General features: G+C 51.8%; 14 protein-coding genes. 13 read left to right on the top strand and 1 reads right to left on the bottom strand.

Annotated elements, in window-relative coordinates:
- Positions 1 to 14 precede the first annotated feature (14 nt).
- Together secD and secF are read left to right on the top strand one after the other, a co-directional pair.
- Positions 15 to 1,868: a protein translocase subunit SecD gene (secD, locus tag BZG25_RS07595; RefSeq protein WP_046075015.1), complete on the top strand. Its 1,854-nt coding sequence runs from the start codon at positions 15 to 17 to the stop codon at positions 1,866 to 1,868.
- Positions 1,869 to 1,880: 12 nt separating this feature from the next.
- The gene (gene secF, locus BZG25_RS07590; RefSeq protein ID WP_046075014.1) at positions 1,881 to 2,828 is read left to right on the top strand and encodes a protein translocase subunit SecF; all 948 of its coding nucleotides are present in this window, start codon (positions 1,881 to 1,883) and stop codon (positions 2,826 to 2,828) included.
- Between the two features lie 154 nt (positions 2,829 to 2,982).
- Here the strand turns inward: secF and suhB are convergent, their stop codons facing one another.
- Entirely contained in the window at positions 2,983 to 3,786 is an 804-nt protein-coding gene (gene suhB, locus BZG25_RS07585; protein ID WP_046075013.1) for an inositol-1-monophosphatase, read from the bottom strand.
- Between the two features lie 222 nt (positions 3,787 to 4,008).
- Between suhB and trmJ the strand changes: the two genes are divergently transcribed.
- The 11 genes from trmJ to ndk all read left to right on the top strand — a co-directional run bounded on the left by trmJ (position 4,009) and on the right by ndk (position 12,510).
- Positions 4,009 to 4,773, top strand: a complete 765-nt coding sequence (trmJ, locus tag BZG25_RS07580; protein ID WP_046075012.1) for a tRNA (cytosine(32)/uridine(32)-2'-O)-methyltransferase TrmJ — start codon at positions 4,009 to 4,011, stop codon at positions 4,771 to 4,773.
- Between the two features lie 122 nt (positions 4,774 to 4,895).
- Entirely contained in the window at positions 4,896 to 5,417 is a 522-nt protein-coding gene (iscR, locus tag BZG25_RS07575) for a Fe-S cluster assembly transcriptional regulator IscR (RefSeq protein ID WP_077579558.1), read from the top strand.
- 30 nt (positions 5,418 to 5,447) lie between these two features.
- Entirely contained in the window at positions 5,448 to 6,662 is a 1,215-nt protein-coding gene (locus tag BZG25_RS07570) for an IscS subfamily cysteine desulfurase (RefSeq protein ID WP_046075010.1), read from the top strand.
- Positions 6,663 to 6,715: 53 nt separating this feature from the next.
- The gene (gene iscU, locus BZG25_RS07565) at positions 6,716 to 7,099 is read left to right on the top strand and encodes a Fe-S cluster assembly scaffold IscU (protein WP_046075009.1); all 384 of its coding nucleotides are present in this window, start codon (positions 6,716 to 6,718) and stop codon (positions 7,097 to 7,099) included.
- A gap of 20 nt (positions 7,100 to 7,119) precedes the next feature.
- Complete coding sequence (gene iscA, locus BZG25_RS07560; protein ID WP_046075008.1) at positions 7,120 to 7,443, top strand: iron-sulfur cluster assembly protein IscA; 324 nt, start codon at positions 7,120 to 7,122, stop codon at positions 7,441 to 7,443.
- Between the two features lie 13 nt (positions 7,444 to 7,456).
- Complete coding sequence (hscB, locus tag BZG25_RS07555) at positions 7,457 to 7,969, top strand: co-chaperone HscB (RefSeq protein WP_046075007.1); 513 nt, start codon at positions 7,457 to 7,459, stop codon at positions 7,967 to 7,969.
- A gap of 43 nt (positions 7,970 to 8,012) precedes the next feature.
- Complete coding sequence (hscA, locus tag BZG25_RS07550; RefSeq protein WP_077606519.1) at positions 8,013 to 9,863, top strand: Fe-S protein assembly chaperone HscA; 1,851 nt, start codon at positions 8,013 to 8,015, stop codon at positions 9,861 to 9,863.
- A 2-nt stretch (positions 9,864 to 9,865) separates the two neighbouring features.
- Positions 9,866 to 10,204, top strand: a complete 339-nt coding sequence (gene fdx / locus BZG25_RS07545; RefSeq protein ID WP_046075005.1) for an ISC system 2Fe-2S type ferredoxin — start codon at positions 9,866 to 9,868, stop codon at positions 10,202 to 10,204.
- Between the two features lie 29 nt (positions 10,205 to 10,233).
- Positions 10,234 to 10,434, top strand: a complete 201-nt coding sequence (gene iscX / locus BZG25_RS07540) for a Fe-S cluster assembly protein IscX (RefSeq protein ID WP_046075004.1) — start codon at positions 10,234 to 10,236, stop codon at positions 10,432 to 10,434.
- A gap of 201 nt (positions 10,435 to 10,635) precedes the next feature.
- Positions 10,636 to 11,931 carry an aminopeptidase PepB gene (pepB, locus tag BZG25_RS07535; protein WP_046075003.1) on the top strand — a complete coding sequence of 432 codons (1,296 nt, stop codon included), beginning with the start codon at positions 10,636 to 10,638 and terminating at the stop codon, positions 11,929 to 11,931.
- Between the two features lie 150 nt (positions 11,932 to 12,081).
- On the top strand, positions 12,082 to 12,510 hold the full coding sequence (ndk, locus tag BZG25_RS07530) for a nucleoside-diphosphate kinase (RefSeq protein ID WP_077579555.1): 429 nt from the start codon (positions 12,082 to 12,084) through the stop codon (positions 12,508 to 12,510).
- Positions 12,511 to 12,707 lie beyond the last annotated feature (197 nt).

Genomic DNA, 12,707 nt, shown 5'->3' with positions numbered 1-12,707 from the left:
AAAGGATGCATGCTGTGCTAAACCGTTATCCTTTGTGGAAGTACATCATGGTGCTAATAACACTGGTTATTGGCATCGTGTATGCGCTTCCCAATTTATACGGTGAAGATCCAGCAGTACAAATTTCCGGGGCGCGTGGCGCCTCGGTAGATATGACTGCGTTGGACTCCATCAAACAGACCCTCGAATCGAACGACCTTTCCTACCAATCCATTGCGCTCGAAGACGGTACCGTCTTAGCCCGCTTTAAAGACACGGAAGCACAAATCAGTGCCCGTGATGCCTTGATGTCGCGTTTCGACAGTGATGACTATGTGGTTGCCTTAAACTTGGCGCCTGCAACGCCATCGTGGCTGGATACGCTGGGTGCTACCCCGATGAAGCTTGGCCTAGACCTACGTGGTGGGGTGCACTTCCTGATGGAAGTGGACATGGATGCAGCATTAGAAAAGCTGATCACCCAGCAAGAAGACAGCTTCCGCACCGACTTACGTGAAGCGCGTATCCGTTATCGTGGTTTACGAATAGAAGATAACACCCGTGTTGTGGTGAATCTGCGTAATGCCGAAGACACCAATAAAGCGCTAGAACTGCTCTCGAACAACTACCTCGACATGAACTTTTCTGTCGATGAAGATGAAGGGCGATTAGCCGCGGTTTACAAAGAAGAGCGCCTCAAAGAAATTCGTAACTACGCGGTGGCGCAAAACATTACGATTCTGCGCAACCGTGTGAATGAACTGGGTGTGGCCGAGCCTTTGGTGCAACGTCAGGGCGCAAGCCGTATTGTGGTTGAACTCCCCGGTGTGCAAGACACGGCACGCGCGAAAGAAATTCTTGGTGCCACCGCGACCTTGGAATTCCGCGAAGTGGATCAGGACGCTGACCTATCTGCCGCCATGGCAGGCCGAGTGCCACCGGGCAGCGAGTTGATGCGTACTCGAGATGGTCGTCCCGCCGTGCTGAAAAAGCGGGTCATTTTGACGGGCTCGCACATTACTGACGCTAGCTCCTCCCGCGATGAATACAGCCGACCACAAGTTAACATCTCTCTCGACAGCGAGGGCGGTGACAAAATGGCGGACTTCAGTAAGCGTAACATTGGTGAGCTGATGGCCACCGTGTTTGCAGAATACAAAGACAGTGGCGAGCGTGACGAAGACGGCAAAGTGATCTTGGAAAAACACGAAGAAGTGATTAACCAAGCCACGATCCAGTCTGCTTTGGGACGTAATTTCCGCATTACCGGCATTGATTCTGCCGCCGAAGCACATAACTTGGCGCTGCTGCTGCGCGCAGGTGCCTTGATTGCGCCTATCTCGATTGTTGAAGAGCGCACCATTGGTCCATCAATGGGTCAGCAAAACATCAATATGGGTGTGCAAGCCTGTATCTGGGGCTTGGTGGCGGTGATGGTCTTCACCTTGATTTACTATCGTCGCTTTGGTCTGTTTGCTAACTGTGCCTTGCTCGCCAATATCGTCTTGATTATCGGTATTATGTCTTTGATCCCAGGGGCGACCATGACACTGCCTGGTATTGCCGGTATTGTCCTGACGGTGGGGATGGCGGTCGATGCCAACGTGCTGATTTTTGAGCGTATCCGCGAAGAAATCCACGAAGGCCGTAACCCTCAACATGCAATCGACCGTGGTTATTCTAACGCGTTTAGTACCATCGCCGATGCCAATATCACCACGCTGATCACCGCAATCATCTTGTTTGCTGTGGGAACAGGCGCGATAAAAGGCTTCGCGGTGACACTGTCGATCGGTATTTTGACCTCGATGTTTACCGCCATCATTGGTACGCGTGCACTGGTTAATCTGGTGTACGGCGGTAAGCGCGTCAAGAAGCTGTCGATTTAAGGGAGTCCAAGCATGTTTCAAATATTTAAACCGGACATGTCGATCAACTTTATGCGTTGGTCTAAATTGGCCTTCGTGTTGTCCATCGCCATGATTGCCGCGTCTGTCGTCACCCTATCCACTAAGTGGCTTAACTGGGGGCTCGACTTTACCGGTGGTACCTTGATAGAAGTGGGCTTTGAACAGCCCGCTGACTTACCGCAAATTCGTGAGTCACTGGCGGCTGACGGCTTTGGTGACGCCGTGGTACAAAACTTCGGTAGTGCCACTGATGTGATGGTGCGCCTGCGTCCGCGTGATGATATGGAAGGCGAGAACCTCGGTAATGAGGTGCTCAATGCCATCAAAACGGGTACGGGTGACCAGGTAGAAATGCGCCGCATCGAGTTTGTTGGCCCGAATGTGGGTGACGAGCTGACCGAAGCGGGTGGGTTGGCGATCATCATCGCGCTGGTCTGTATCCTGATCTACGTGTCGTTCCGTTTCGAGTGGCGCTTGGCCGCGGGGGCGGTGATGGCACTGGCGCACGATGTGATCATTACCTTGGGTATTTTCTCCTTGTTCCAAGTCGAAGTGGACTTGACCATCGTCGCTGCGTTGCTGACGGTGGTGGGGTACTCGTTGAACGATACCATCGTGGTGTTCGACCGTATTCGTGAAAACTTCCGTAAGCTGCGTAAAGGTGAGTCAGATGAAATCATTAATGCGTCTGTCTCTCAGACCCTGAGTCGAACCACCATTACCTCGGGCACGACTTTGTTTGTGGTGATTGCACTGTTCACCTTGGGTGGAACCATGATCCACGGCTTTGCGATGGCCTTGCTGATTGGTATCACTGTGGGTACCTACTCTTCAATCTACGTGGCGTCTGCTCTGGCATTGAAGCTGGGTATTGCGCGTGAGCACCTGTTGGTGCCAGAAGTGGAAAAAGAAGGGCAAGAGTTTGACGCGATGCCTTGATGCGCTCGCCCCGCGTTTGTTGCGGGGCGAATTGCACACTCGGTGTGCGTCGCAGCCAGTATGGCACTCTGTGTTAAAGAGACAGCCGATGATTTGACGGCATAAAAAAAGCGACGCTCACCGAGCGTCGCTTTTTTATACCCAGAGGGAAGCATTATTTTTTCATCGACTCAGGGGCGTTCTCGCGCACTTTGGCCAGCATGCCTTTTACGACGCGTGGTGCACCGCTTACCACGTTACCGCTACGCATGTAGTCGGTTCCGCCGTTAAAGTCGGTACAAATCGCCCCAGCTTCACGGGCAATCAATTCGCCTGCCGCGATATCCCACGGTTTCAGGCCAAGCTCAAAAAAGCCATCAACACGGCCTGCGGCCACATAGCAAAGATCCAACGCGGCAGAGCCGGTGCGACGGAAATCAGCACAATCAACGAATAACGCGCTCACGACCGCCATAAAGCCTTCAGCGTGTTGCTTTGCTTTGAAGGGGAAGCCCGTCGCTAAGATGGTGCCGTCGAGCTCTTTGGCGCTACCGGTACGAATACGCTTGTTATTGAGTTGTGCGCCAGCACCACGTTGTGCGGTGAATAGCTCATTACGGATAGGGTCGTAAACGCAGCCGATCTCAGTGCGGCCTTTAATACGCACCGCGATAGACACGCTGAAATGGGGAAAGTCGTTAACGAAGTTGGTGGTGCCATCCAGTGGGTCGATGATCCATTGATAGTCGCTATCTTTCCCTTCAGCCACGCCTGACTCTTCGCCAACGATGGTGTGGTCCGGGTAGGACTTTTTGATGATGTCGATGATGATTTGTTCTGCCGCTTTGTCGACATTAGTGACAAAGTCATTACTGCCTTTTTGCGCGGTTTCGATGTTGTCTCTGTTTTCTGCAGATTTGGCGATAAAGTCGCCAGCCTTCCGTGCAGCACGGACGGCGATGTTTAGCATCGGATGCATACGGTTTTCCCAACGGATGTTAAAGAACGAAAGCGGGGCGGAGTATAACAGAGCCAGAGCAAAAGGAAAGTGGGTATTTTTTGACCGTCGCGACGTCCGTGAACTGGCGCGACACGCTTAGCTGAGAAGTATTATCGATTGCACTGTGATAAACTGCGCAGATCTAACAGACACCTGCCCACCCCATCAAGGGTGCACAGCGTAAGAGACGAAAACAACATCATGCTAGATCAAATCCGCGTCGTATTGGTGGGAACTTCCCATTCCGGTAATATTGGCTCAGCCGCTAGGGCAATGAAAGTCATGGGGCTTAGCAATATGACCCTCGTGGCCCCCGAATGTGAAGTGGATGGCCAAGCCATTGCGTTGGCGGCCGGTGCCAGTGATATCGCCAACAATGCGCGGGTCGTCGGGACCTTAGAAGAGGCAGTGGCAGACTGTGGCCTTGTGGTGGGAACCAGTGCAAGAAGCCGGACACTCGAGTGGCCGATGCTCGATGCGCGCGAATGCGGTAAAAAGGCCGTGGAAGAGGCGAGTACTCACCCGGTGGCGATTGTCTTTGGTCGCGAGCGCACTGGCTTGACCAATGAAGAGCTGCAGACCTGCCATTATCATGTGTCGATTCCGTCCAACCCAGACTATAGCTCATTGAACTTGGCGATGGCGGTACAAACCCTGTGCTATGAAATGCGCGTCGCTTGGCTAGACAGTCAAGCCTATCAAGGCCCCACGCTGGAACAAACCTACCCTTTAAATGAAGAGCTTTCACGGTTTTATCAGCACCTAGAAACGGTCCTTAGCAAAACCGGATTTATCCGTACTCAGCATCCCGGGATGGTGATGACCAAGTTACGTCGGCTCTTTAACCGAGCGCGACTTGAGAGCCAAGAGTTAAATATTTTACGGGGGGTGCTGTCATCCATCGAAAAAGTGACCCAACAAGCGGCATCGCGCGAGCAAAATACCGATAATCATCGCGCTCAGTGATCCTTTCAACCGAGCATGCGTAACTTAGGGTGAAAACCTGACAAAAATACTCAGGTAAATACTTGACCAAATTACTCGGGTATGTAACTATCTGAGCATCTATTCACCACAGGTAGCGTGTTATGAGATTGACTTCGAAAGGCCGTTATGCGGTTACCGCCATGCTCGATGTGGCGCTTCATGCCGAGCAGGGTCCTGTACCACTGGCGGACATCTCTGAGCGTCAAGGCATTTCCTTGTCTTATCTTGAGCAACTTTTTTCACGGCTCCGCAAGTCGGGGTTGGTGACAAGTGTACGTGGTCCCGGCGGCGGCTATCGCCTCGGTATTGCGGCAAGTGACATTGCCGTGGGGGCCGTGATTGCTGCCGTTGACGAATCTGTCGACGCGACCAAGTGTCAAGGTAAAGCGGATTGCCAAGGCGGCACCCGTTGTTTAACACATACTCTGTGGCACGACTTAAGTGCCCGAATTAGCGGCTTTTTAAACGACATCACGCTCGGTGAGCTGATGCATGATAACGAAGTGAAGCAAGTAGCAGATCGTCAGGACGCTAAACTGGATGCCTCATTGGCGCCCAGAAACACATTTAGCTCGAAGGTCAAACAAGATAGCGCCACCATAGGCGTAAACGTTCGCTCCTGATGACCAATGTCGGTGTAATTGGAGAAAAACATGAAATTGCCCATTTATTTTGATTATTCAGCCACGTGTCCGGTGGATCCGCGCGTTGCTGAAAAAATGAGTCAGTACCTGACCATGGACGGGTTTTTTGGTAACCCGGCCTCTCGTTCACACCGCTTTGGCTGGCAAGCAGAAGAAGCGGTTGATACAGCGCGTGAGAACATTGCCAATTACTGCAATGCCGACCCACGTGAGATCGTGTTTACCTCTGGCGCGACTGAGTCAGACAACTTGGCTATCAAAGGTATTGCTAATTTCTACTCCAAGAAAGGCAAGCACATTATTACCTGCAAAACAGAGCATAAAGCCGTGCTTGACCCTTGCCGTCAACTGGAGCGTGAAGGCTTTGAGGTGACATATCTTGAGCCAGAAGAAAACGGCCTGGTCGATCTGAAGAAGCTCGAAGCGGCGATGCGTGATGACACGATTTTAGTGTCAATCATGCACGTGAATAACGAGATTGGCGTGATTCAAGATATCTCTGCGATTGGCGAGCTTTGTCGTGAACGTAAAATTATGTTCCACGTCGATGCGGCGCAGTCAGTGGGTAAAGTGCCACTGGACGTCAAAGAGATGAAAATCGATTTGATCTCATTCAGCGCACACAAAGCGTACGGCCCTAAAGGCATTGGTGCCTTATACGTTCGCCGTAAGCCACGCGTACGCATTGAAGCGCAAATGCATGGTGGTGGTCACGAGCGTGGTATGCGTTCAGGCACATTGCCTACTCACCAAATTGTGGGCATGGGTGAAGCGTTCCGTATCGCGAAAGAAGAGCGTGAGAAAGACTTCCAACATGCGCTGGCATTGCGCGAGCGTTTTTATGAAGGCGTGAAAGATTTAGAAGAAGTTTACGTCAATGGGGATTTGGAACAGCGTGTTCCACATAACCTAAACGTGAGCTTTGCCTTTGTTGAAGGCGAGTCATTGCTGATGGCGCTGAAAGATCTGGCGGTATCGTCAGGGTCTGCGTGTACCTCAGCAAGCCTTGAACCTTCCTATGTGCTTCGTGCGCTTGGACGCGACGATGAGCTCGCACATAGCTCGCTGCGCTTCTCATTTGGTCGCTTTACGACGGAAGAAGAAGTGGATTATGCGATTGAGAAAGTGCGTGAAGCAGTTAACAAGCTGCGTGAAATGTCACCACTTTGGGACATGTACAAAGACGGTATCGATCTAAGTACCGTTGAATGGGCGCACCACTAACTCGAATAACGCGCCAGCTGGCAACAGTGAGCAATCATATTGAGGAAACGATTATGGCTTACAGCGATAAAGTAATTGACCACTACGAAAACCCACGTAACGTTGGCTCGTTTGAGAAAGGCGACCCATCGGTTGGTAATGGCATGGTTGGTGCCCCTGCGTGTGGCGACGTCATGAAACTACAAATCAAGGTGAATGACGAAGGCATCATCGAAGACGCCAAGTTTAAAACATACGGCTGCGGCTCGGCGATTGCCTCGAGCTCACTGGTTACCGAGTGGGTGAAAGGCCGCTCGATTGACGACGCTGCTGCGATCAAAAACTCTGAGATCGCAGAAGAATTAGAGCTACCACCCGTCAAGGTGCACTGCTCTATCTTGGCGGAAGACGCCATTAAAGCGGCGGTCAGTGATTACAAGAAAAAACACCAGCAGTAAAACGAAGGGGTTGTTGATATATGGCTATTACCATGACACAGGCGGCAGCAGATCGCGTCAGAGCGTTTCTCAATAACCGTGGCAAAGGCATTGGCTTGCGCCTGGGCGTGAGAACGTCGGGGTGTTCAGGCATGGCCTATGTACTCGAATTTGCGGATGAGCTGCAAGAAGGCGATCAGGTTTTTGAGTACGATGATGTCAAGGTAATCGTCGATGGTAAGAGCTTGCTCTATCTCGAAGGGACAGAGCTGGATTTTGTTAAAGAAGGCCTGAATGAAGGTTTTCAATTCAACAACCCTAACGTGAGTAGTGAATGTGGTTGTGGCGAAAGCTTCAACGTGTAATCCGTGAGAGCACATGAATCATTTTGAACTTTTCGAGCTACCGTATCAGTTTGAGCTGGACGGTAGCTCGCTTTCTTCAACGTTTCGGGAATTGCAACGTCAGTACCATCCCGATAATGTTGCTAGCCAAGACGAGAAAACCCGTCTGCAGGCGGTACAGAAAGCATCGCAAGTGAATGACGCGTTTCAGACGTTAAAAGATCCGGTTCGACGCGCTGAGTATATGCTGACGTTGCAAGGTATTGACTTAAAAGACGAACAGCAAACCATGCAGGATCCTGAGTTCCTGATGCAGCAAATGACGTTGCGTGAGGAGCTCGAGTCGATTACCGATAGTCAAGATGAAGCGGCGCTGTTTGATTTTGGTGAAAAAGCCCAGTCACTCTACGACGCATTGATTCTAGAGGTTAAACAGGCATTGGCTGCGTCACAGTGGCAAGAGGCCGCCGTGATTGTGCGTAAACTCAAGTTCGCAGAAAAGCTTCGCCATGAAGTGGAGCGTGTCGAAGATCAGCTGATGAGTTGATCGCCCTTTCGCCTGTCAACGCAGTAAAGTTTAAGGATTAGACATGGCACTGTTACAAATTTCAGAGCCCGGTCAAAGTGCCGCGCCGCATGAGCACAAGCACGCGGTCGGCATCGATTTGGGTACCACCAACACCTTGGTGGCCACGGTACGAAGCGGTACCGCAACCACCTTGAACGACGAACAAGATCGACCACTGATCCCTTCTGTGGTCCATTACGGTGATGATGCCATTTCCGTGGGCTATGACGCCCTCCCACACGTGCAAACGGATAGCGCCAATACCTTGGTGTCTGTCAAACGCATGATGGGGCGTTCATTAGACGATGTGCAAGCCCGTTATCCGCAACTTCCTTATCAGTTTTCACAAACCGAAAATGGCTTGCCACAAGTGGAAACCCGCCGTGGCGCGATTAACCCAGTGCAGGGCTCGTCCGATATCTTACGCACCGTTCGCGAACGTGCGGAAAAAAGTTTGGGCGACGCGCTTGAAGGTGTGGTGATCACCGTACCTGCCTATTTTGATGACGCACAACGTGCGGGAACTAAAGATGCGGCGAAGCTGGCAGGCCTAAACGTGCTGCGTTTGCTTAACGAGCCTACCGCTGCGGCGATTGCTTATGGCCTTGATTCGGGCCAAGAAGGGGTAATTGCGGTCTATGACCTAGGTGGCGGCACCTTTGATATCTCGATTCTACGCTTGTCTCAGGGCGTGTTTGAGGTCATGGCGACCGGCGGCGATTCCGCATTGGGCGGAGACGACTTTGACCATCTACTCGAGCAATGGATCTGTGAGCAAGCCGGGTTTGACACCCTCAGTGGCGATCAGCGCCGTACCGTGCTGCACGCCGCCACGCAGGCGAAAATTGCCCTTTCTTCTGCTGACAGCGCGTCCATCGATGTGCTGGGGTGGCAAGGCGAGTTGAGCCGTGAAACGTTCGATCAATTGGTTGCTCCACTTATTAAGAAAACCTTGATGTCATGCCGCCGCGCATTAAAAGATGCCGGTGTCAGTGCCGATGAGGTGCTGGAAGTCGTGATGGTAGGCGGTTCTACCCGTGTTCCCGCCGTGCGTGAACAGGTTGGTACGTTTTTCGGTCGCGAGCCACTGACCAGCATCGATCCAGATAAAGTGGTTGCCGTTGGCGCCGCGACACAAGCTGATATTTTGGTGGGCAACAAACCAGACTCTGACATGTTGCTGTTGGATGTGATCCCGCTTTCTCTTGGTATCGAAACCATGGGCGGTTTGGTGGAGAAAATTATCCCACGCAACACCACCATTCCTGTGGCAAAAGCGCAAGAATTCACCACGTTTAAAGATGGCCAAACCGGCATGAAAGTGCATGTGGTACAAGGTGAGCGTGAAATGGTAGACGATTGCCGCTCATTAGCACGTTTTAGCCTCAAAGGCATCCCACCGATGACGGCGGGGGCGGCCCATGTTCGCGTGACTTATCAAGTAGATGCTGATGGCTTGTTGTCCGTGACGGCGATGGAAAAATCCACCGAAGTGGAAGCGTCTATCCAAGTGAAGCCCTCTTATGGCTTGAGTGATGATGAGATTGCCACCATGATCAAATCGTCATTTACCCATGCGGAAGAAGACAAAGATGCCCGCTACTTGGCGGAGCAGCGTGTGGAAGCCGATCGTGTGATCGAAGGCTTGCTGGTTGCCATGCAACAAGACGGGGATAACCTGCTCAACCCTGATGAGCAGCAAGCTTTGGTGAAAGAAATAGAAGCCTTGATTGCCTTGCGCAACGGTGATGATGGCGCCGCCATTGAAGCCGGGATCAAAGCATTAGACAAAGCCAGCCAGACCTTTGCGGCACGCCGCATGGATCAATCGATTCGTCATGCGTTGGCCGGCCAATCCATTGATGAGGTGTAATCATGCCTAAGATTATTGTTCTGCCGCACCACGAGTTATGCCCAGAAGGTGCGGAATTGGAAGCGAAAGAAGGGGAAACAGTCCTCGACGTGGCGTTGAAAAATGGCATTGGCATTGAACACGCGTGTGAAAAGTCGTGTGCGTGTACCACCTGCCATGTGGTGATCCGTGAAGGGTTCGACTCGTTAGACGAAAGTGATGAGCTAGAAGATGACATGCTCGACAAAGCGTGGGGGCTTGAGCCGGAGTCTCGCTTGGGTTGCCAAGCAAAAATTACCGATGAAGATTTGGTGGTTGAGATCCCGCGCTATACCTTGAATCACGCAGCCGAAAACCATTAATCCAAGGCTGTAACGGACGGAGAAGCAAGATGAGCTTAAAATGGACAGACTCGCTCGATATTGCAATCGAGCTTTGTGACGCCTACCCAGATGTCGATCCAACAACGGTTCGTTTTACTGATTTGCATCAGTGGATCACTGAACTGGATGATTTTGACGATGACCCAGAGCGTTCCAATGAGCGCATCCTCGAGGCGATCATCATGTGCTGGATGGATGAGAGAGACTGAGGGCTAGCTCTCGCGAGTGATTGATAATACTTGTGTTATCGTCTCCGGCTCGGCACAGTACCTGTGGCCAATAAAACATACATTCAAAGCGGGCCAATGGGCTCGCTTTTTTCATATCGCTGAGGCGTCCAGGCGTTTGTCTGAGGGCTCAGTGAGACACGCTGTACAGTAAAAGCAGCGAGACAGTACAAGGAGTGCAATATGTCAGATTCATTAAACGTTATCCTGTCGCATCAGCCGGCGGCGCCACAGTGGGGCGATAACGCGCTGGTCTCCTTTGACGCTGACAACGCGGTGATCCATGTGTCGAGCGATGCCAACCCGCGAGACAAGGTGCAACAAGCGGCGCGCAAGCTTGAAGGGCAAGGTGTGCCTGCGCTGACACTCACAGGAGAACACTGGGATCTTGAATTAGTCTGGGCGTTCTACCAAGGGCTTCGTGGCCCCAAAAATAAGGTCGCCTTTACGCAGACTGTGTTGAACGATGCCGATACGCAAGAGTTCGAGCTTCGACAGACCGTGGGTGACTGGGTACGCGATATTATCAACCAAACGGCAGAAGAAGTTGGGCCACATCAGTTAGTGGCGCGTGCGGGGGAGTTTGTTAAGTCCATGGCCCCCGACCAGGTCAGTTATAAAATCATTTCCGGTACCGACCTGTTAGAAAAAGGCTGGAATGGCATTTATACCGTCGGTCGTGGCTCGGCGCGCAAACCGACCATGTTACAACTTGACTATAACCCTACAGGCGATCCGGACGCGCCTGTGTATGCCTGTTTGGTGGGGAAAGGGATCACCTTTGATTCTGGGGGCTACAGCATTAAAGGCTCCGACTTTATGACCACCATGAAAGCGGACATGGGCGGCTCAGCGACGGCGACCGGGGCGCTGGCGATGGCGATTGCCAAGGGGCTGAATAAACGCGTTAAACTGGTACTCTGCTGTGCCGAGAACATGATCTCAAGCAGTGCTTACAAGTTGGGTGATATTATCACGTACAAAAATGGCGTGACCGTTGAAGTGCTCAATACCGATGCGGAAGGGCGCTTGGTGCTCGCTGATGGCCTGATGTACGCCAGTGAACAAAAACCTGAACTTCTGATTGATTGTGCCACGCTCACCGGATCGGCAAAAGCCGCGTTGGGTAATGACTATCATGCGCTGTTTAGTTTCGACGATGAGCTCGCACACCGTACGCTTGACGCGGCACAAAAAGAAGGCGAGGGCATGTGGCCGTTGCCATTGGCCGAGTTCCATCGCCAGCTGCTGCCTTCCTCGTTTGCGGATATTGCCAATGCATCCATGGGGGCGTACATGCCAGGTGCGAGCACCGCGGCGGCGTTCCTTTCCTACTTTGTTGAGGATTATCAAAAAGGCTGGATGCACATTGATTGCTCTGGCACTTACCGCAAAGCGGCCAATGATAAATGGGCCGTGGGCGCGACCGGTATGGGTGTGAAAACCCTAGCGCGTGTATTGCTCGACCAAGCGAAATAGACCTGTGACACCTTGGGTGAAAGGTTAACAAAAATTTTGTGTGAGTTAACGCTTCACCCGATTGGTCATAGGGACACGCGAGGAAATTTGCTAGGGTAGGCGCGTTGTTGCCCCTAGCGGGCCAGATTCAGACAGTGAAAGGACAAGCGAATGACCATTGAACGCACTTTTTCTATCGTTAAACCTGATGCCGTAGAGCGTAATTTAATTGGCACGCTTTATCAGCGTATCGAAAGTGCAGGTTTGCGTATCGTGGCGGCGAAAATGCTCCATCTTAGCAAAGAGCAGGCAGAAGGATTTTATGCCGAGCACCAAGGGAAGCCTTTCTTTGAATCCTTGGTTGGGTTCATGACGTCAGGCCCTATTATGGTGCAAGTACTAGAAGGCGAGAGCGCGATCAGCCGCTACCGTGAGTTGATGGGAAAAACCAACCCAGAAGAAGCAGCGTGTGGCACATTGCGCGCTGACTATGCGGAAAGCATGCAATACAACTCAGTGCATGGCTCTGATAGCCCTGCGTCTGCAGAGCGCGAAATCGCGTACTTTTTTACCGCGGATGAAATTCATCCTCGCTGCTAAATCAAGCACCTGCTTTTTAATCTTCAAAAAGAGGCGTCAGCCTCTTTTTTTCTGCCTATCGAAATCAGACAACCACATTGAATAACCCCGCTGTTAGAGAGTGGAAACTGTGATCTAAAGCCTGTACAATTTCGCGCCTTAAGCGCGTCCCGAGGAGATATCTTGGCTATGATCAAGGTAAGACATCGGCACGCGTG

This window comes from Salinivibrio sp. ML198, from assembly GCF_001996015.1.
GTDB classification, from domain to species: Bacteria; Pseudomonadota; Gammaproteobacteria; order Enterobacterales; family Vibrionaceae; genus Salinivibrio; species Salinivibrio siamensis.
This window is presented reverse-complemented; position numbering and strand designations above follow the sequence as displayed.